The 18,341-nt window shown below is 41.2% G+C and carries 17 protein-coding genes and 1 pseudogene; 11 read left to right on the top strand and 7 right to left on the bottom strand.

Annotated features, from left to right (window positions below; genetic code table 11):
* Both VB693_RS13645 and VB693_RS13640 read right to left on the bottom strand, forming a co-directional pair.
* Nucleotides 1-336: pseudogene (locus VB693_RS13645) on the bottom strand (hypothetical protein); the annotation flags it as partial.
* Nucleotides 337-659: 323 nt separating this feature from the next.
* Nucleotides 660-815: a hypothetical protein gene (locus VB693_RS13640; protein WP_323266740.1), complete on the bottom strand. Its 156-nt coding sequence runs from the start codon at nt 813-815 to the stop codon at nt 660-662.
* Nucleotides 816-1,401: 586 nt separating this feature from the next.
* Between VB693_RS13640 and VB693_RS13635 the strand changes: the two genes are divergently transcribed.
* The 3 genes from VB693_RS13635 (at nt 1,402) to VB693_RS13625 (ending at nt 5,238) form a co-directional block, all read left to right on the top strand.
* A complete protein-coding gene (locus VB693_RS13635) occupies nt 1,402-3,756 on the top strand; it encodes a ribonuclease R family protein (protein WP_323266739.1) in 2,355 nt (784 codons plus the stop codon).
* Between the two features lie 17 nt (nt 3,757-3,773).
* Nucleotides 3,774-4,394 carry a flavin prenyltransferase UbiX gene (locus VB693_RS13630; protein ID WP_323266738.1) on the top strand — a complete coding sequence of 207 codons (621 nt, stop codon included), beginning with the start codon at nt 3,774-3,776 and terminating at the stop codon, nt 4,392-4,394.
* Nucleotides 4,395-4,527: 133 nt separating this feature from the next.
* Nucleotides 4,528-5,238 (top strand): LapA family protein, encoded by a 711-nt coding sequence (locus VB693_RS13625; protein WP_323266737.1) that lies wholly within the window; start codon nt 4,528-4,530, stop codon nt 5,236-5,238.
* Between the two features lie 36 nt (nt 5,239-5,274).
* Here the strand turns inward: VB693_RS13625 and VB693_RS13620 are convergent, their stop codons facing one another.
* On the bottom strand, nt 5,275-5,499 hold the full coding sequence (locus tag VB693_RS13620; RefSeq protein ID WP_190695772.1) for a hypothetical protein: 225 nt from the start codon (nt 5,497-5,499) through the stop codon (nt 5,275-5,277).
* A gap of 444 nt (nt 5,500-5,943) precedes the next feature.
* Here VB693_RS13620 and VB693_RS13615 point away from each other — a divergent pair, with 444 nt between their 5' ends.
* From VB693_RS13615 to VB693_RS13595, 5 genes are all read left to right on the top strand, one after another.
* Entirely contained in the window at nt 5,944-7,545 is a 1,602-nt protein-coding gene (locus tag VB693_RS13615; protein ID WP_323266736.1) for an NB-ARC domain-containing protein, read from the top strand.
* Between the two features lie 6 nt (nt 7,546-7,551).
* On the top strand, nt 7,552-8,103 hold the full coding sequence (locus tag VB693_RS13610) for a shikimate kinase (RefSeq protein WP_190695768.1): 552 nt from the start codon (nt 7,552-7,554) through the stop codon (nt 8,101-8,103).
* A 157-nt stretch (nt 8,104-8,260) separates the two neighbouring features.
* Nucleotides 8,261-9,151, top strand: coding sequence for an acetylglutamate kinase (gene argB / locus VB693_RS13605; RefSeq protein ID WP_323266735.1), 891 nt, complete (start codon nt 8,261-8,263; stop codon nt 9,149-9,151).
* 97 nt (nt 9,152-9,248) lie between these two features.
* Nucleotides 9,249-9,770, top strand: coding sequence for a hypothetical protein (locus tag VB693_RS13600; protein ID WP_190695763.1), 522 nt, complete (start codon nt 9,249-9,251; stop codon nt 9,768-9,770).
* A gap of 201 nt (nt 9,771-9,971) precedes the next feature.
* Nucleotides 9,972-10,793, top strand: coding sequence for a DUF3153 domain-containing protein (locus VB693_RS13595; protein ID WP_323266734.1), 822 nt, complete (start codon nt 9,972-9,974; stop codon nt 10,791-10,793).
* A gap of 228 nt (nt 10,794-11,021) precedes the next feature.
* Here VB693_RS13595 and pdxH read toward each other — a convergent pair whose 3' ends face one another.
* On the bottom strand, nt 11,022-11,666 hold the full coding sequence (gene pdxH, locus VB693_RS13590; protein ID WP_323266733.1) for a pyridoxamine 5'-phosphate oxidase: 645 nt from the start codon (nt 11,664-11,666) through the stop codon (nt 11,022-11,024).
* A gap of 94 nt (nt 11,667-11,760) precedes the next feature.
* Between pdxH and VB693_RS13585 the strand changes: the two genes are divergently transcribed.
* Nucleotides 11,761-12,843 (top strand): AI-2E family transporter, encoded by a 1,083-nt coding sequence (locus VB693_RS13585; RefSeq protein WP_323266732.1) that lies wholly within the window; start codon nt 11,761-11,763, stop codon nt 12,841-12,843.
* A gap of 57 nt (nt 12,844-12,900) precedes the next feature.
* Here VB693_RS13585 and VB693_RS13580 read toward each other — a convergent pair whose 3' ends face one another.
* From VB693_RS13580 to VB693_RS13570, 3 genes are all read right to left on the bottom strand, one after another.
* A complete protein-coding gene (locus VB693_RS13580; protein ID WP_323266731.1) occupies nt 12,901-13,548 on the bottom strand; it encodes a DUF1361 domain-containing protein in 648 nt (215 codons plus the stop codon).
* A 505-nt stretch (nt 13,549-14,053) separates the two neighbouring features.
* Nucleotides 14,054-14,569, bottom strand: coding sequence for a hypothetical protein (locus tag VB693_RS13575; RefSeq protein ID WP_323266730.1), 516 nt, complete (start codon nt 14,567-14,569; stop codon nt 14,054-14,056).
* Between the two features lie 136 nt (nt 14,570-14,705).
* Nucleotides 14,706-15,188 (bottom strand): hypothetical protein, encoded by a 483-nt coding sequence (locus VB693_RS13570; RefSeq protein WP_323266729.1) that lies wholly within the window; start codon nt 15,186-15,188, stop codon nt 14,706-14,708.
* Nucleotides 15,189-15,657: 469 nt separating this feature from the next.
* Here VB693_RS13570 and psaC point away from each other — a divergent pair, with 469 nt between their 5' ends.
* Both psaC and glmS read left to right on the top strand, forming a co-directional pair.
* On the top strand, nt 15,658-15,903 hold the full coding sequence (gene psaC / locus VB693_RS13565) for a photosystem I iron-sulfur center protein PsaC (RefSeq protein WP_006195256.1): 246 nt from the start codon (nt 15,658-15,660) through the stop codon (nt 15,901-15,903).
* A gap of 238 nt (nt 15,904-16,141) precedes the next feature.
* Nucleotides 16,142-18,016, top strand: coding sequence for a glutamine--fructose-6-phosphate transaminase (isomerizing) (glmS, locus tag VB693_RS13560; RefSeq protein ID WP_323266728.1), 1,875 nt, complete (start codon nt 16,142-16,144; stop codon nt 18,014-18,016).
* Nucleotides 18,017-18,341: the final 325 nt, after the last annotated feature.

The raw sequence follows: 18,341 nt of genomic DNA, 5'->3' as shown, positions 1-18,341 counted from the left end.
AAACTGTACTGGTGATATTGCTTCTGGGGCAACTTGTACTGATTGTACTGGTGATATTGCTTCTGGGGCAACTTGTACTGATTGTACTGGTGATATTGCTTCTGGGGCAACTTGTACTGATGTCTGAGCCGTATCGGTAATTCCCAATACCATCAATGCCCTAGTTCTGGCTTTGTCTTCAGCTACTTCTACGCTTTCGGCTGATGCCATACCAGTAGCACGGATTACACCTTCTATTTGAACGCTTGCCCGGACAATATATTTTCCCTGAAAAATTTGTACTAGTTCAGAAACTAAACTGCCGTTGGGATACAAGCTCTGGAATTGAGCCAACATAATACTGCCACCAAATCTATGTCTATGAAATTATGTGGTTGATACTACCAATTTACCCCAGCCACTGTTTGCTCAGTATAGATTTTTTATCTTACCCAAGTTGTCAAAAAAATTGTGTCAGATGAGAAACCTGAGTGAGTGTGACTAAGCTTGTCTAAAGTGGTTAAATAAATGTATTTTAACTTTACATCCACTCAGTTTTCTGTGGGTAAACAATATATGAATATAATTAGTCCACTATATCTTGGTGTTGCTAATTTTTTTATTTCACTCGTACAGAAGCATGGGTGTAGATGCTAAATCTGCTCTCAGAAAAGATTTGCCTAGGACGTATAGGTAACAAGTTGGCTAACTGGAGACGATCGCAAAACTGTTTTTACATGGCTGTAGCATTTGCGATCGCCTTTGATAATCACTGTTAACTCATTCTGAGTAGCTTGACTATTAATGCTATACTGATTACCCAATTCATGATCCAAAACTATTTTCTGGAAGTGCGCTCTAAATCTACAATAATGGAGATAAGGTTCGCCCTCACTGCTTGTTAGGCTGCTACCTGTTTGTTACTGATTCTACATACTGACAAATTGGGTAATTCGGCAGTTGCTCCTAGTAAAAAATCAGAGTCTTATGGCGTAAAAGTACCTTCAAGCTAGACCATCAAACACCTGTAGTTTCCCCTATGTGACGCTTTTTTTGGGTGATGTGGAAAGTCATTCCCACCCAGGACTCAAAACCAGTCGTGTAATTAACACTAACGGGAAAACTCTCAATCAGCCTTACTTTAATGAGTTTGGTTAGGTGAAGGTACTGAAGCGTAAACTAACTCTGAAATTGTCATGCAGTGAGAAGTCCGTCAGAGTGTACTCCTCCGGAAAAGCAAGCTACGCGGATCATCTTGTAAAATAGCATCTTCCCGCCTGGGTGGATGAGCCTTTATGAGAACGTCGGGAACTCGGCCTCAGGGCAATTCGTTTCCAGCTAATATACTGTAGTCCGTGAGGGCATACGGCAAAGAACCAGATTAAACCAACATGATGTTTTGACCAAAGGTCGGTTCACTGCATGGAATTTTCAATCGCTACACTCCTTGCCAATTTCACCGATGATAAATTGGTAGCTCGCAAAGTTTTGGAAAAGAAACTAGGTTGCGAGGATGAAGACAGTTTAGAAAAACTCCACATTGCCTTGGAGGTGTTGGAAAAAATCGGGCTTTTGGCGAAAGAACGGGGTAAATATCGCCGCATTACAGAAGAAGGTCTGATTGAAGCCAAATTGCGTTGTTCTAGTAAAGGCTTTTGCTTTGCTATTCAAGATGTGGAAGGCGCGGAGGATATTTATATCCGCGAAAGCCATTTGAGTAATGCTTGGAATGGCGATCGCGTTTTAGTTAGAGTTCTCAAAGAAGGTAGTCGTCGCCGTTCTCCTGAAGGAGAAGTAAAGTTAATTTTAGAACGCTCTAATCACACTTTGCTAGCACGGATTAAACAAGTAGAAAACGGTTTTCGGGCTGTTCCCTTAGATGACCGACTCCTCTTTGAACTCAAAATCCTCACTAACGGGATGAAATTAGAGGAAGCCCTCGACCACCTAGCCCATGTGGAAGTGCTGCGTTATCCCTTAGCTCAGTATCCCCCCCTTGGTCGAGTAGTTCAAATTCTCGGTAGTGATGCTGAAGCCGCAGCTGATATAGATTTAGTTACCTGTAAACACGATTTATCTCGGACTTTCTCCGAGTCAATTTTAGATGCATCTGCCAAGTTATCTAAAAGGCTGTTGAAAGCTGACCTGAAAAACAAACTAGATTTACGTAATTTATTTACTATTGCGATTACTGAAGTCAATAGTGACACGAAGGTAATAGAAAATGCCTTGAGTTTAGAAAAAACCATCGCTGGTAATTGGCAATTAGGCTTTCACATCGCCGATGTTTCTCACTATGTCCAACCTGACGAACCTTTAGATAGGGAAGCCCTCAAACGCGGTAGGTCAGTGTATTTGGGAGACTTAGTGTTGCCCATGTTACCAGAAACCGTAGCCGATCGCTGTTCATTAGTTCCCAAAAGCGATCGCTTGGCTATCTCGTTTTTAATGACCATTTCTCCCCAATCAGGAGCAGTGTTGGAATGGGAAATCCAACCGAGTGTCATTCATGTAGATACAGCCATTACCAAACAACAAGCAGAAAACATTCTCCAAGGTAAAGCGAAAAAAGAATCCCCACAGGCCATAGAACTAATCCAAAATCTCATCAGTATCGGCACAGGGATCAAACAAGTGCGTCTGGCTCGTGGTAGCTTGCAGTTAAATTTACCCGCCAACCAAAACCCCTATTGTGATGAAGGAAGTCTGGGGGCTGTGATTGTTAATGATTCCCCAGTGCGATCGCTACTCACAGAATTAGTGCTATTAGTTAATGAACTAATGGCTACCCACCTCAACGCCCTAGGTGTTCCCGCTATCTGGCGTTTACAAGGTACACCCGACCCGGAAGACGTACAGGAAATGCTGAAGTTAGCGATTAACTTAGGTGTGGAATTATCCCTAGAACCAGAGGTAGATATTGAACCCCTAGATTATCAACACCTGACTAGAGCTTTTGCTGACTCCCCCTCTGAGCAAGTGTTGACTTATTTGTTGCAAGATACCCTCAAACCAGCAGTTTACAGCACCACTAAAGGGAGTCACTTTGGTCTGGCACTAGCACAATACACTCACTGCACGTCCCCCTTACGGCGTTATCCTGACTTACTGATGCAGAGAGTGTACTATCAGCTACTAGAACACGGGCGCGATCGCCGCAATACCCGTGTGAAAGAACGGGTAAACCTGCGCCACTCCTACAGTCACGGGGAAATTAACTGGAATGTCCTCCCCCCAGAATTGCAGCAAGAACTGCAAAGTGACTTGACGCGGGTGATTATCCAAATCAACGATAGGGAAAAAGAAGTCCAAGAAGCTGAAGCCGATTTAGCCGGACTGCAAAAAGCCCAACTCATGAAACAGCGCATTGGGCAAGTATTTCAAGGCGTGATTACCGGCGTACAATCCTATGGTTTCTTTGTAGAAATTGAAGTCCCAGCCGTGGATTTTGAAGTCAAGGGTAATCCTGGTGTGCCTTTACGGGTAGAAGGACTGGTACACGTTAGTTCCCTCAAAGATGACTGGTATGAATATCGCGCTAGACAACAGGCACTATTTGGCAGGAAAAATCGTGCTTCCTATAGATTAGGCGATCGCGTCTCCGTCCAAGTGAAAAGCGTCGATTACTATCGCCAACAAATAGATTTAGTCACCGTTGGTAGCGATGGCTTAGTTAAAGGCTTAGGTGTTGGTAATGTAAATGGTGATATGCCGGATATCTACCTACGTAACGATCTTGAGTCAGATGATTTAGACCCTTATGCTGAGGAAGAGTAAATTTTTGTTAAGCACCGGTGACATATCATAGCAAACCCCTAATTATCGGCGTATCAGGAGCATCTGGCCTGATTTACGCCGTTCGCGCCCTTAAATATCTGCTGGCAGCAGACTATGAAGTTGAATTAGTCGCCTCTAAATCAAGTTACATGGTTTGGCAAGCCGAACAGGATACTCGGATGCCAGCAGACCCAAATCAGCAAGAGCAATTCTGGCGCGAACAAGCTGGAGTTGCTCTTGGAGGTAAGCTACGCTGTCACCCTTGGAGTAATGTCGGAGCAAATATCGCCAGTGGTTCTTTTCGCACCTTGGGGATGATTGTCATTCCTTGCAGTATGAGTACCGTCGCCAAGTTAGCTGGCGGTTTGAGTACCGACTTGCTAGAACGAGCCGCCGATGTTCAAATTAAAGAGGGACGCAAGTTAATTGTTGTCCCTCGTGAAACTCCCTTTAGCCTAATTCACCTGCGAAATTTAACAACTTTAGCAGAGGCTGGAGTCCGCATTGTCCCTGCTATTCCAGCTTGGTATCACAACCCTCAAACCGTCGAGGACTTAATTGATTTTGTAGTTGCTCGTGTTTTAGATCAACTAGATATTGATTGCATACCTATTCAACGTTGGGAAGGCAACAAATAAGTTAAAAGTAAAAGAGTGCTGAGTCCTGAGTGCTGAGTCCTGAGTCCTGAGTGCTAAGTCCTGATTCCTGATTCCTGATTCCTGAATTTTTCTCCCCTGCTCCCCTGCTCCCTGCTCCCTGCTCCCCTGCTTTATGGCTGTAATTCGTTTAATTCTGTTAATAGCAATCATGGGCGGACTAACACTATTGTTAGTTCAAAATTGGTCGCCTGTGCTATCGCTAGTCTTTTTAGGTATGCGAAGCCAGCCATTACCCTTGGCAATGTGGATTTTGTTTAGCACGGCTGCTGGTGCTGGTACATCTTTATTAATTACTAGTTTGTATAAATTATCTAATTATTTCGAGCCACGCCAAATTCCTTCCTCATCAAATACAACTTCTAGGCGTAGCAAAGCTAAGAGTCGAGAAGAATTTACATCTGCACCATACACTCCACCACCAAAAAGCCAAGCAGAGCCAGCCAGGAAAGAGACATTTGACGACGAATTTGATGATTGGGAAAAGAACAGTGCAGATGATGACTGGAATTTTGATCAACAGTCACCCCCAGCACCTAAGTCTAGTTCTGAAAGTGAGCCAGTTCGAGACTCTACTAATTACGAACGCCCACAACCAAGCAAAACGGGTTCTCAATCTGGTTCTACCTATTCCTATAGTTACCGTGAGCCAAAAAATACCGCCGCAGGTAAGTCTGAATCAGTTTACGATGCTGATTACCGAGTCATCATTCCGCCTTATCAACCACCAAATCAACCACCAACTAACAATGCCGACAATGAGGAGGATGAGGACTGGAGTTTCTTTGAAGATGATGATTCTGAAGATGATAAACCTCGTAGGTAGATGAGGAGAATCTCCGTGGATTTAGCCCGGAGAGTGTCAAACCCTACTCTCTACTCCCCATTGTCTCCTCTCTTTTCTACACTGTTCACGGGATTCTTGCTTGACATTGCCGTTCATGGCTGCTTCTTGTAAAGTCATGAAGGCGTTTAAATCTTCTAAATCATACTGAGTAGTTAATAAATAACGTAATTGATTTTCTGCTTCAACCGTCAGATAGCCAGTTACTAAAGCCTGTTGCACAACGTCACGAATTCGAGTCATGGTTGATGCCTCATTACACACCACATTAATAGATTTGGGCTAATGATCGGGAAATATGCAGTATTCTTTAAGCCCCAACCTGTGAATTAATCAAGCCGATTAATAATTATGCAAAATTAGTCATTTTTTACACTTTGATCTGCTGTCCTTATTAGAGTTAACAATTCTCTTATCGTGCCTTATATGACTCAGTAATATGCACCAGTGAAACATTCAGTGAAAAGATAGAGTAATCATAGTCAAGATTGACGAAACTGTTTCACTTAAAGTTTCAGACAAGCTATATAAATTTTCCATTAAGCCTAACCATATCTAATTAATCACTAGATAGTCACCTAACAAAAGTTAGGAAATTCGTTATAAATTTATCTGTGATTTATTCTGACTTTATAGAAGAATCGCTAATATATTGCCAAGGTTACATTAAATACATATAAACCAGTAATGACAACATTTAATTCCAATCAAATAGAGGAATTTCTAGAGGCAACAAATAATTGGGAGTTAGAAAAATTATACATAGATTTAGCATCCAATAAAGGTAAGGCTCTTACTCCCGTAGAAAAGAAATTCCTTAGAGGATTATTATGTGGATGTAGTCCCGCAGAAATTGCCAGTGTAGTTTATCAAAGTCGGAGTAGTAGTACAGTCAGAGTTTATTTGTCTAATGGGCTGTATAAATATATAGAAGAAATGTTGAGTACGCAAGCTGGATACTCAATCAAAGTCAAGAATTGGAGTCGTGTCACTTATTTGTTAGAAAAAGCAGGATACAAAAAAGATAGGTTGTTATTACAACCAGTTGACAGCAATAAAAAAAGTCAAAAAGAACTAGAAACTAACTTAGTTAAAATTAAATCAACACCTCTCATTAATTGGGGTGCAGCGATTGATGTTAGTAATTTTCAGGGGAGAACTACAGAACTAACAAAAATTAAACAGTGGATTTTACAAGACCATTGTCGGCTAGTCCTAATCTTGGGCATGGCTGGAATAGGGAAAACAGCTTTTTCTGTTAAACTAGCCCAAGAGATGCAACAAGACTTCGAGTATATTATCTGGCGATCGCTACGTCTTGCACCTACCCTAGAGCAGATATTAGATGAACTTATTACTGCTTTATCCCCAAACCTAGAGTATAAAATTGCCGATACAGTAGAACATAAACTTTCACAACTGATAGATTGTTTGCGTTCTGCTCGTTGTTTAATTGTGTTGGATAATTTTGATTCAGTTTTAGCGAGTCAAAATAAATACACACAAAACAGTAATTCTAGTCAAGATGATTCGGCAATTACTTCTCTTTTATCGCCAATTAAATACCATCCAGGACATGAGATTTATCAAGAATTAATTCGCCGAATAGGAGAATCACAACATCAAAGCTGTTTCGTCTTGACTAGTCGAGAGAAAACACCAGAAATTGCAGTTTTAGAAGGTGAAAAATTACCTATTCGCTGCTGGAAAATCATGGGGCTAGGTAAAAAAGAAAGCCTGTCAATTCTCCAAGGTAAAGGGTTGAGTGAACTTCCAGAGAAAGAATCGCAAATATTACTTGATTGGTATGGAGGTAATCCCTTATTCTTACAACTAGTAGCCACAGCTACTCAAGAATTATTTGGTGGCAACATTGCAGAATTTCTGAACCAGGGTACTTTTGTATTCGGAGATATGCGCTTAATTTTAGATCAACAATTTAATCGCCTATCGCCGATAGAAAAAAATGTGCTGTATTGGCTAGCTATCAATCAAGATTTTATTTCAGTAAGTCAGTTACAAGAAAATATCATACCAGGATTATCGCCACGACTATCGCAAAGATTAATCCTAGAAGCAGTAGATTTATTACAAAAGCGTTCTCTGATTGAACAGCAAGCAGGGAAATTTGCTCAAACTCCCATATTAATTGAGTATACAATTGAGCGAATAATGGAGGAAAATTTTAAATTAAGTGCCGAACAAGAAGACTGCTTATTAATGCAGACCATGTTGACAGCACGCCGCCAAAACCATACACGAGAAAGTCGTCTGAAAACGGAGTTTTAAAGTAGCGTGAGTAGTTTGTTACAAGGGGTCAATCTATACCTAATCGGGATGATGGGGGCTGGTAAAACCACGGTAGGTCAATTACTTGCCAAGCAATTAGGTTATGGATTTATTGATACTGATAGTGTAATTGCCCAGTCTGCAAAAAAATCTATTAACCAAATATTTGCAGAGGAAGGAGAAGCAGCATTTCGCCAGTTGGAAAGTGATGTGTTAGGCCAAGTTTGTGCCTATACCAAGCTGACTGTCGCGACAGGAGGGGGTATTGTTTTAAAGCGAGAAAACTGGGGTTATTTACATCACGGTTTAATTGTGTGGCTAGATGTGCCAGTAGAATTACTTTATACCCGTTTAGCTGAGGATACCACAAGACCACTACTGCAAGATGCTGATCCCCAAGGGAAACTGCGATCGCTCCTCGAACAACGTACACCACTGTACGCCCAAGCTGATCTGCGAATTTCTGTAATAGAAGGAGAAACACCAGAACAAATTGCTGACAAAATAATGGCGGCAATTCCTAGTGTGTTAAAAAAGTCAACAGTGAATGGTCATTAGTCATTGAGCATGAGTTACTCTCTACCTTGTCTACTCTGTCACCTGTCCCCTGTCACCTATCACCTGTCCCCAAAGATATGTAATAAGAGATTGTGACTAAGTAAAAATTCTTCTACACTGACTTGCATAAATATGTAAGTCTCAACTCCTGTTCACAATGGTTAACGATACTGAGTACATCAGGCAAACTGAAGCTACGCGGGTGCGTGTTCTCAGCGAAGCACTACCTTATATTCAACAATTCGCCGGACGCACCGTTGTTGTTAAATATGGTGGTGCTGCCATGAAAGATAGCACCCTAAAAAGCCAAGTTATCCGCGATATTGTCTTTTTATCTTGCGTCGGCTTGCGGCCAATCTTAGTCCACGGTGGCGGCCCAGAAATTAACAGTTGGTTAGATAAACTGGGCATCGAACCACAATTTAAAAACGGTCTACGTGTCACAGATGCCGCCACAATGGATGTTGTGGAAATGGTGCTGGTAGGTCGAGTTAATAAAGAAATTGTCGCCTTAATTAACCAAGCTGGCGGTTTAGCTGTCGGACTATGTGGTAAAGATGGTAACTTGATTACTGCCCGTCCCCAAGGTCAAGAAGGTATTGGCTTTGTGGGGGAAGTTAGCAACGTTAATATCAAAATTTTAGAAACACTTTCTAGTAATGGCTATATTCCAGTAGTATCAAGCGTTGCAGCTGATGAGTCGGGACAAGCTTATAACATTAACGCCGATACTATCGCCGGAGAGATCGCCGCCGCTTTGGGGGCAGAAAAGTTGATTTTACTAACTGACACCAGAGGGATTTTAAAAGATTATAAAGATCCCTCAACCTTAATTCCGAAAGTAGATATTCGGGAAGCGAGGGAATTGATTGTGAGTGGTGCAGTCAGTGGCGGGATGATCCCCAAAGTTAATTGTTGCGTGCGATCACTTGCCCAAGGGGTACGTGCAGCCCACATCATCGACGGCCGTATTCCCCACGCCCTACTACTGGAAATTTTCACCGATGTTGGTATTGGGACGATGATTTTAGGTTCTCAGTTTAGTTGAAGAGAGGAAGCAGAAGTTATTTATATGCCCAATGCCCCATTCTCAATGCTCAAAGCTTGGCAAAATAAAAAGAGTGCTGATTGGTTAGTAAACAGTGGTGAATACAGAAACTTTAGAACTAGCGAGAACTAGATACCAAGCAGGTAAAATTGCCTTTGAAAATGGCAAATATCGAGAATCTGTGGAGAATCTGGAAAAAGCAAAGGATTTATTGGAACGTAACTCTCGTTTGGGGGGTGAAGTAGGTATTTGGTTAGTCACAGCCTATGAAGCAGCCGGAAGAACAGAAGATGCGATCGCGCTTTGCCAAGAACTCCGTCGTCATCCCCACTCAGAAACCCGTGATCAAGCACGCCAGTTAGTATATATCCTGCAAGCACCAAAGCTGAAAAGACCGAGTAATTGGATGACCGAGATTCCTGATTTAGGCGCACTATCTGATAATGAATCGAAAATCCTTATACCTCCCAAGCCTCGCCAATCTTCTCAACGCAAAGCACCAGCCGAAAAGGAACTTGTGGATCTTAGTCAAGTTAATACTAAAGATAATCGCTTTATCTGGGTAGCATTAATTGCCATTGGGTTGACTATTTCTTACTTGGTTTGGCAAGGATTTTAGGACTTAGCAGAACATGGGCTAGTGCCGCAAGGCGGAAGTCAAAAGTCAAAAATCAAAAGTCAAAAGAATTGTATTCTTGCCTCTGTGCCTCTGTGGTGAAATTAAGATATTTTTAACCACAGAGACACAGAGACACGGAGAAATATAGCCTTTATGTTCAAGCTAGGTGAATTTATTTAACTTTTTAGAGGAGTGTATTTAATGAATTATTCTATTTTGAGAACCAGTTTAACAGTGTTAAGTAGACCATTTAAATTAGTGGGTCGCAAGATTCTGCCTTTGGTATTGTTAATATCACTGCTATTGTCTGGTTGTGTTCAGTACGATGTGGGAGTGAATTTTAATAACTCTAATAGTGGGGAACTGGTACAGCATATTAGGTTAGAAGAAAGATTGACTAGTTTTAGCGGTGATTATGTTTATGAATGGTTAAATAGTATAGAAAAACGCGCTCGCAAGCTAGAAGGTAAAGCCAGGCGTATTTCTAGAGAAGAAGTAGTGGTGACAATTCCTTTTAGTAATGGTCAAGAATTGCAAACCAAATTTAATGATTTTTTTAATTCTCATAACCAGGAAACAACAGACGCTGACACAACAGAGGCTAATTCAGAACTACCAAAAATTGAATCTAATTTACTTTTATTCCAGAATAATTTTTTATTAGTAGTACGGAATAAATTAATTTACGATTTAGACTTGCGATCGCTAGCTTTAATTGCTAGTAAAGGTAATGTCTTAGCCGATGCTGGTTCTATTCTCAATTTAGAATTTGCCTTAAACACTCCTTGGGGTGCTAAAAGTATTCCAGTCGCTGAAAATGCTGTCGAACCAGAGAAAAAAGGCAAGCAATTAGTATGGCAACTCCAACCCGGTGAACTGAACCACATAGAAGTAGTATTCTGGCTACCTAGTCCCTTAGGAATTGGTGCGTTACTAATTATCTTATTTATCTGGGGAGGCATATATCTGAGATATACCTTTATGCCCGATCCCAAATTACAGTTTGCGCCTAAAGCAGAATAGTTTTGAGTGCTGAGTGCTGAGTGCTGAGTAATCAGTAATGAGTAAGTAATGAGTAATGAGCGATTAGATTATCTTGACGATATGGCCATTAAGACAGATAAAATCAACCTCCGTAGGTTCGCTGACTCCCTACTCATTACTCCCTACTCATTACTCCCTACTCATTACTCCCTACTCATTACTCCCTACTCATTACTCCCTACTCATTACTCCCTACTCAGCACTCTCTCATGGTGATAAACGCTCAATTTTCCAAGTGCCTGTCTCTAAAGGAGTATAAAGCAAGCGATCGTGCAAACGACTAGAGCGTCCTTGCCAAAACTCAATTTCTGTGGGAATTAACCGAAAACCTCCCCAATGGGGGGGACGGGGGACTTCCTGGTTTTCATATTTACTCTGAAATTCCTGCATCCGTTGCTCTAAAACTTCTCGGTTGGGGATGACTTCACTTTGATTAGAAGCCCATGCACCCAAACGGCTTTTACCAGGACGACTTTCAAAATAATAGTCTGATTCAGTTTCCGAAACTTTCTCTACACTTCCTACAATTCTGACTTGACGTTCTAGTTCTGCCCACCAGAAAACCAAAGCTGCTTGGGGATTTGCTACTAGTTCTTGTCCTTTACGACTGTTATAGTTGGTGAAGAAAACAAAACCCCTCTCATCAAAATCTTTTAATAGTACCATTCTCGCTGATGGCTTCCCATCTGGCGTAGTTGTGGCTAGAGTCATCGCATTGGGTTCTGGAAGTTCGGCGGCTAATGCCTGCTCAAACCACTTTTTAAAGTGTACGAAAGGGTTGGGATCAACTTCTGTTTCACTCAGACCTTCCAATGTATAGTCTTTGCGAAGGTCGGCTATGGTTTTATCCATCTTAATTACTTCCTTATTATTTAAAAAGGCTGGGGACAGGTGACAGGTGACTAATATCTATTGACTATAGGAGTAGTAAAATCGATTGCGTCAGATGCGCCGTTCGGCATACCTTCAAAGTCTATTATTCTATGGTCTGAGTGGCCCTATTGTCGCTCTGAATGTTTGGCTGTTATCTGTACTCTTCGGCTACTTTCAGCACCCTATTACTATTTTGAGCTTTGCGGCGATTTTAGCCTTCTTGCTGAATTATCCAGTGAAATTCTTTGAACAGGCTAGAATCACTCGTACCCAAGCTGTAATCATTGTTTTACTCTTCACCTTGACACTTTTCGGCATTTTGGGTGTAACTCTAGTACCAATAGTCATTGACCAAACAATTCAATTATTAAATAAGATTCCTGATTGGTTAACTGCGAGTCAAGCTAATTTAGTGCAATTAGAGGCGTTTGCTAAACAGCGACAGTTACGTATTGATTTGAGGGTGCTGAGTAATCAAATTAACGCGAGCATTCAGAATGTTGTACAGCAGTTGGCTTCCGGTGCGGTGGGGGTGGCGGGAACGTTACTTTCAGGATTGCTGAATTTTGTCTTGGTAGTTGTACTAGCATTTTATATGCTGTTGTATGGAGATCGCGTCTGGTATGGTTTAATCAATCTTCTACCCTCTAAATTCAGAGTCCCCTTCACTAAGTCTTTGCATCTCAATTTCCAAAACTTCTTTCTCAGTCAGATATTACTAGGATTATTCATGGTTGTAGTCCTTACCCCAATATTTTTGATTCTCAAAGTACCCTTTGCCTTATTATTTGCCATCCTCATTGGTATCTCTGAACTTATTCCTTTTATTGGGGCTGCTTTAGGTATTGGGACAGTAACTCTTTTGGTGCTGCTACAAAATTGGTGGTTAGCTGTCCAAGTTGCCCTAGCAGCAATTATCATGCAACAGATTAAAGATAATCTCTTAGCACCCAAGTTACTCGGCAACTTTATTGGACTAAATCCTATTTGGATTTTTGTAGCTATTTTGATGGGATATGAAATAGCAGGTTTATTGGGAACATTGGTGGCTGTTCCCATTGCCGGCACTATCAAAGGTACTTTTGACGCTATGAAGGCTAGCAAGCAAGGGGATTTTATGTCAACAGTCACTATCCCCCATGATCCCGAAAATTAATCAGTAAGTAGGCACAAGTAAATCTAATTATGTAACAAGAATAGTTTTTTTGACTTACTAAAAATTATTTGTTGTTCCTGATTCTATCTCTATTTTAGTATTTTTTTTACGCACAAAGCCAAGAGTTACTTGTTTCATAATCCAGTACAAAACCAAGAGTACCAAAAAGGTGATAGCAATAATAATCAACGGCTGTTTTCCTAAAAGCTCCTCGACACCTCTAGTTAATAAAGCATCTGGCTGAGTAATAAAATCCCAACTATTGAAACGTAAGAAACGCCCCCAATAAATACCAATTGCACAAAGAGCGTGAGTAATTAACTCAACCCATAAAATCCATTGGCTTTTACCAATGCGGTGTAAGTAGTGACCCAAGTTAATTAAAGATATAACATAAGCTTCAAATCCACCCAGAATTACCACTAAATAAACAGGAATTAACACCAAAGTAATCAGCCAAACAGATTGAATTTCACGGATATCATGGATTAAATGAATAACATCAGTTAACAAATAAGGGGCGTTTGGTAAAAAGGCATAGAACACTAAAAATCCTAACCACCATAGCCAAGGGCGTCTCCGGTTATTGCGAAATAGCCAAATGCTTAATAGCAGAGGGATAACAGCGAGGAATAAATTCCAAGTCATCCACCGCATATTTATGCTTAACACCTGCAAAACTTTGGCTATCAATTGCTCTGTCATAGCTAATTACTCGCAAGATATTTGATTAATGGGGATTGTTTTTGTACTATTGAATAGTTGATTTAGTGATGATAAATATACAGATTATCTTAAGTGTTGTATAAAACAGGGTCAACAATTTACACAACCTGATTTATAGGGTTTCATATATTTTATTTTGCAGTATAAAATCACTCATCCAAAATTGTTTAGTGAACTACTCTAAGTAGCTAGTATAGCTAGAAAATTACTGAAAGCACATCTACAAGTAATCTTATTTGATTCGCGAGAATTAAGAAACCTCAAAACCCTGACTTTTTGATGAAAAACTGGGCTTATCACCTCTCCTCAATGATTTAAAATTGCCAGATTAGAAAAATAAGTTCTCAGTAGAGGTAAAAACTACTACTAAGAACTTGCGATAAGTTTATGCAGCTGAATTTCGCTCTTGTCCTAGCTCTTAGGTAGATTACAATCTACCTTGCGCTGATTCCCGAATTATTTAATTGGTAGTTGTAGAAAATTGCTATGCTGCTATTTCGTTAGTTTTGCGATCGCCTCCGGCACTGCGCTCCGCGCAATCACCTACGATGGGCGGAACGCCATCTCTACGAGAGGCTGCGCCAACGCCTACTGCTAGACGCTGCTGTAATTGCGCTATTTCTAACTCAACCTCATTTTGCAAGCGTTGCAGTAAGATGAAATCCTCTAGCTCGATAGTGTTATCTATATTGTTAGTCAATAATTCATCGATTTGCTGGAGACAAGTTTCTAAAGCTGCGACGAATTGATCATGAGTAATGGCGAGGTTTTCTTCATCAGCTTTACTAGGATAATCAACACAGCCATAGCCTTCTCCCATATCCACCTGTAGAAATTCTGGTGGTGTAATGTCAGCATGGGGAAATGTTGGAAATGACTCCTGTATTGAGTTTTGCCCTACTGTATCTGATTGAATAGGAGACTGCACAGGGAACTGATCAGGCAAAGATGCTGGATTGTCAGTCAACACACCAGTCATCAGTAGACTTATGTCACTCATTGTATATCATTTGACTAACACCAATATTTCCTTTAACTAGAGATAATGGTGTTATTCAGGATGATTTTTAAAAAATTGTAATAAAAGTTACTAGCATTTTAAAAATTTCATAAAGTCAAGAGTCGTTAGTCATTAGTTATTCTTTCCTTTGACTGCAATACTGATTTAGTTGCTTGACAAGTACATCAGAGTCCTTACCAGCCGTTTTAGCTGCATTGGTGAGTACGGTATCAATTTCTTTTCTAGCCTGTTGGAGTTTTTCCCTACCGGATGCTGATGCTTCGGCATTTTTGGCTGCACCAAGTGCTTGAGATGCTTTAGCGATCGCCTGACTAAGATTCTCAAATACTCTCATAAAACCGCCTTGAACTTGCTGCAACTGGGGATCTGACAACTTGAGTTCGTCTAAGGATTTAGTGATTGCTTCTAAATCTTTAGATAATTGCCAGCTTGTAATCACCTGCTGTCCTTTATTTTGATCAATTAGAGCATTTCCCTCATTTACCACTTGAATCAGCCGATGACACTGGGAAGCCTGATCTTCCGCGCAACCAGTCAACAATAAAGCAATACTCAAACTAACAGGAGCAATAACAACATATTTACGCCACACAAACATTCACACTCCACCAGCGATCAAATCGAGACAATATTAGCGAATAATTTTAGTTAGAGACAGGAATTAGTACCGCTACGCGGAAGTCAAAAGTCAAAAAACTGTATTTTAAGGTTTTGAATGATTTAGAATGGTATCTTAATTTCCGCCGCGTTGTACGAGAGAATAGACGAATACTGATGAGTACAATAGATAACTACCAGTACAGAATCTTTAATAACTCAACTTATCCTTCACATATATTTACAAATAAATTTCAGCGAGAATAGTGGTCAGGGTAAATACGAGCCTGTGAAGTGGCTGATTTACAAGGAAAGGGAGATATCCCGTAAAAGCAAATTTTTCAAAGTGCCTATTACATTGTTTGAAGTTATGTAGCCTTTTACTTACGGCGTATAAGCGACTGAGGTAAACTATGCCTTGATTATGATTCTTTCACAGAAAAGATCACTGGAAAGGAGCTGTTTTTTCAATGTCTCATACCGTAAAAATCTACGATACCTGCATTGGCTGCACCCAATGTGTCCGCGCTTGCCCAACTGACGTACTGGAAATGGTTCCTTGGGATGGCTGTAAGGCTGCTCAACTAGCTGCTTCACCTCGTACAGAAGACTGTGTAGGCTGCAAGAGATGCGAAACTGCCTGCCCCACTGACTTTTTGAGCATCCGGGTTTACCTGGGCGCAGAAACAACTCGCAGTATGGGTCTAGCTTACTAAGGAACTGATTACCAGTTTTTGATTGAGCTTCTCGATTCATTGTTTCGATAGCAAGCATCTTTAGCGTTGTAGGGTGGGCGATCGCTCATCCTACAATCCCAAACTAGAAATTAATAAATATACCTAGTGGTGAAAGGAGCAATCTGCTCCTTTTTTCTTTGTGCCTTTGTGGCGACCCGACTTTTGTGCTAACAACTATACTGGATTTAATTATTCTGAAGAAAGAGTGGTGTGAGCAATGTGCGGCATAGTTGGGTATATAGGCACTCAAGCGGCGACAGAAATTTTGTTGTCTGGGCTAGAAAAACTAGAGTATCGCGGCTATGACTCCGCCGGGATTGCCACTGTTTGGGAAGGAGAGGTGAATTGTATACGCGCCAAAGGGAAACTACATAACCTGCGTTCTAAACTCGAACAATTAGCAAATCCAGCCCAAATAGGCATCGGTCATACACGCTGGGCAACTCACGGCAAACCAGAGGAACATAACGCCCATCCCCACATGGATACGGCTATGCGAATCGCCGTCGTCCAAAATGGGATTATTGAAAACTACCGTGAGTTACGGGAGGAACTGAAAAATAAAGGGCATCAGTTCCGTTCAGAGACCGATACAGAAGTGATTCCGCACCTGATTGCCGAATATTTCCAAAATCTTCCCTCTCCCCCTCTCCCCACCTCCCCCTCGCCCTTTTTGGAAGCAGTGCGTCAAGCAGCCAATCATCTAGAGGGGGCATTTGCGATCGCAGTAATTGCGGCTGACTATCCCGACGAGTTGATTGTTGTCCGCCAACAAGCACCATTGGTGATAGGATTTGGTCAAGGTGAGTTTTTCTGTGCGTCTGACACACCGGCGATCGTTGCCTATACCCGCGCTGTACTACCCCTAGAAAACGGTGAAATTGCCCGCCTGACCCCATTGGGTGTAGAGATTTATAACTTTGCTGGCGACAGGCTAAAAAAACAGCCCCGGATGCTGAACTTGAATCCCACAATGGTAGAGAAGCAGGGATTCAAACACTTCATGCTCAAAGAAATTTATGAGCAGCCAGGAGTAGTTAGAGCTAGTTTAGAAGCATATTTTGATCATGATAAGGTGAATCTGGGCTTACCAGAGGAATTTTACTCAGATTTAGAGCAGATTCATATCGTCGCCTGCGGTACAAGTTGGCACGCCGCCTTAGTAGGCAAATATTTACTCGAACAACTAGCAGGAATTTCCACTCAGGTACACTACGCCTCTGAGTATCGCTATGCACCATCACCCCTGACTCCGAATACATTAATTATTGGTGTTACCCAATCAGGGGAAACCGCCGATACTTTGGCGGCGTTAGGCATGGAAAAAGAACGTCGCCAAGGGCAAGCACCCCAATATCAAGCCCGACTCTTAGGCATTACCAATCGTCCAGAAAGTAGCCTCGGTTTGATGGTTTCTCATATTATCAATACCCTAGCAGGTATTGAAATTGGCGTAGCCGCGACCAAAACCTTTACCGCCCAACTGATGGCGTTTTATGCCTTAGCTTTGGATTTAGCTAATCGCCGCCAGCTATTAGCACCAGAAAAATTAATAGAGATTATTCAAGGGTTGCGCCAGATTCCCCAAGCAATTGAGGACACTTTAGAACGTCAGGTTGAATTAACTGAACACTTAGCCCATGAATTTGCTGAAACCCAAGATTTCATCTTTTTAGGTAGAGGGATTAACTTCCCCATTGCTTTAGAAGGGGCATTGAAATTAAAAGAAATCAGCTACATTCATGCGGAAGGTTATCCGGCTGGGGAAATGAAACATGGCCCCATAGCTTTATTAGATGCCAAAGTGCCGGTAGTTGCGATCGCAGTTCCTGGTAGTGTGTATGAAAAAGTGATTTCCAATTCTCAAGAAGCCAAAGCCAGAGATTCCCGCTTGATTGGGGTAACACCAGTCAACGATGGCGAAGCTGCGGAAATTTTTAATGATTTGCTCCCTGTGTCATCAGTGGATGAATTACTATCGCCAATACTTACAGTAGTACCTCTGCAACTATTGGCTTATCACATCGCCGCCCGTCGCGGTTTGGATGTCGATCAGCCTCGGAATTTAGCAAAATCAGTGACTGTGGAATAAATAGGTTGCGAATATTTAAGTAAATATTTGTAGAGTAGATAAGATAATTTCTAGACGCGACTACTATATCACATCTAGAAATATTTTTTTGGGCATCGCCTAAAGTAATGCTATGTCTATCTCGCCAAAACTGATTTGTCAGATGGTAATGTCAGCTTGTCTAGCCACATATCAAGTCCCATAGTAAATCTATCCCATATCCAATATATTCAGAATCTTGGTGTTCGTTAATCCATTGAGAAAGATTAATGACTACACTATGAATTTTTTTGTCGATTTTATTCAGTGCAAATGCGGCACTAGAACGCACATCAGGTTCTGAATT

This window comes from Anabaena sp. UHCC 0399 (assembly GCF_034931465.1).
Classification (GTDB): Bacteria; Cyanobacteriota; Cyanobacteriia; order Cyanobacteriales; family Nostocaceae; genus Trichormus; species Trichormus minutissimus.
Note: the sequence above shows the minus strand (reverse complement) of the source record. Positions and strands in the feature narration are given on the sequence as shown.

Bases quoted from the DNA above. Each gene is read 5' to 3' on its own strand.
- VB693_RS13615 (WP_323266736.1), top strand. From the start codon at position 5,944: ATGACAACATTTAATTCCAATCAAATAGAGGAATTTCTAGAGGCAACA.
- VB693_RS13595 (WP_323266734.1), top strand. From the start codon at position 9,972: ATGAATTATTCTATTTTGAGAACCAGTTTAACAGTGTTAAGTAGACCA.
- VB693_RS13620 (WP_190695772.1), bottom strand. From the start codon at position 5,499: ATGACTCGAATTCGTGACGTTGTGCAACAGGCTTTAGTAACTGGCTAT.
- pdxH (WP_323266733.1), bottom strand. From the start codon at position 11,666: ATGGATAAAACCATAGCCGACCTTCGCAAAGACTATACATTGGAAGGT.
- VB693_RS13625 (WP_323266737.1), top strand. From the start codon at position 4,528: ATGGCTGTAATTCGTTTAATTCTGTTAATAGCAATCATGGGCGGACTA.
- argB (WP_323266735.1), top strand. From the start codon at position 8,261: ATGGTTAACGATACTGAGTACATCAGGCAAACTGAAGCTACGCGGGTG.
- VB693_RS13585 (WP_323266732.1), top strand. From the start codon at position 11,761: ATGCGCCGTTCGGCATACCTTCAAAGTCTATTATTCTATGGTCTGAGT.
- VB693_RS13575 (WP_323266730.1), bottom strand. From the start codon at position 14,569: ATGAGTGACATAAGTCTACTGATGACTGGTGTGTTGACTGACAATCCA.
- VB693_RS13570 (WP_323266729.1), bottom strand. From the start codon at position 15,188: ATGTTTGTGTGGCGTAAATATGTTGTTATTGCTCCTGTTAGTTTGAGT.
- VB693_RS13580 (WP_323266731.1), bottom strand. From the start codon at position 13,548: ATGACAGAGCAATTGATAGCCAAAGTTTTGCAGGTGTTAAGCATAAAT.
- VB693_RS13635 (WP_323266739.1), top strand. From the start codon at position 1,402: ATGGAATTTTCAATCGCTACACTCCTTGCCAATTTCACCGATGATAAA.
- psaC (WP_006195256.1), top strand. From the start codon at position 15,658: ATGTCTCATACCGTAAAAATCTACGATACCTGCATTGGCTGCACCCAA.
- glmS (WP_323266728.1), top strand. From the start codon at position 16,142: ATGTGCGGCATAGTTGGGTATATAGGCACTCAAGCGGCGACAGAAATT.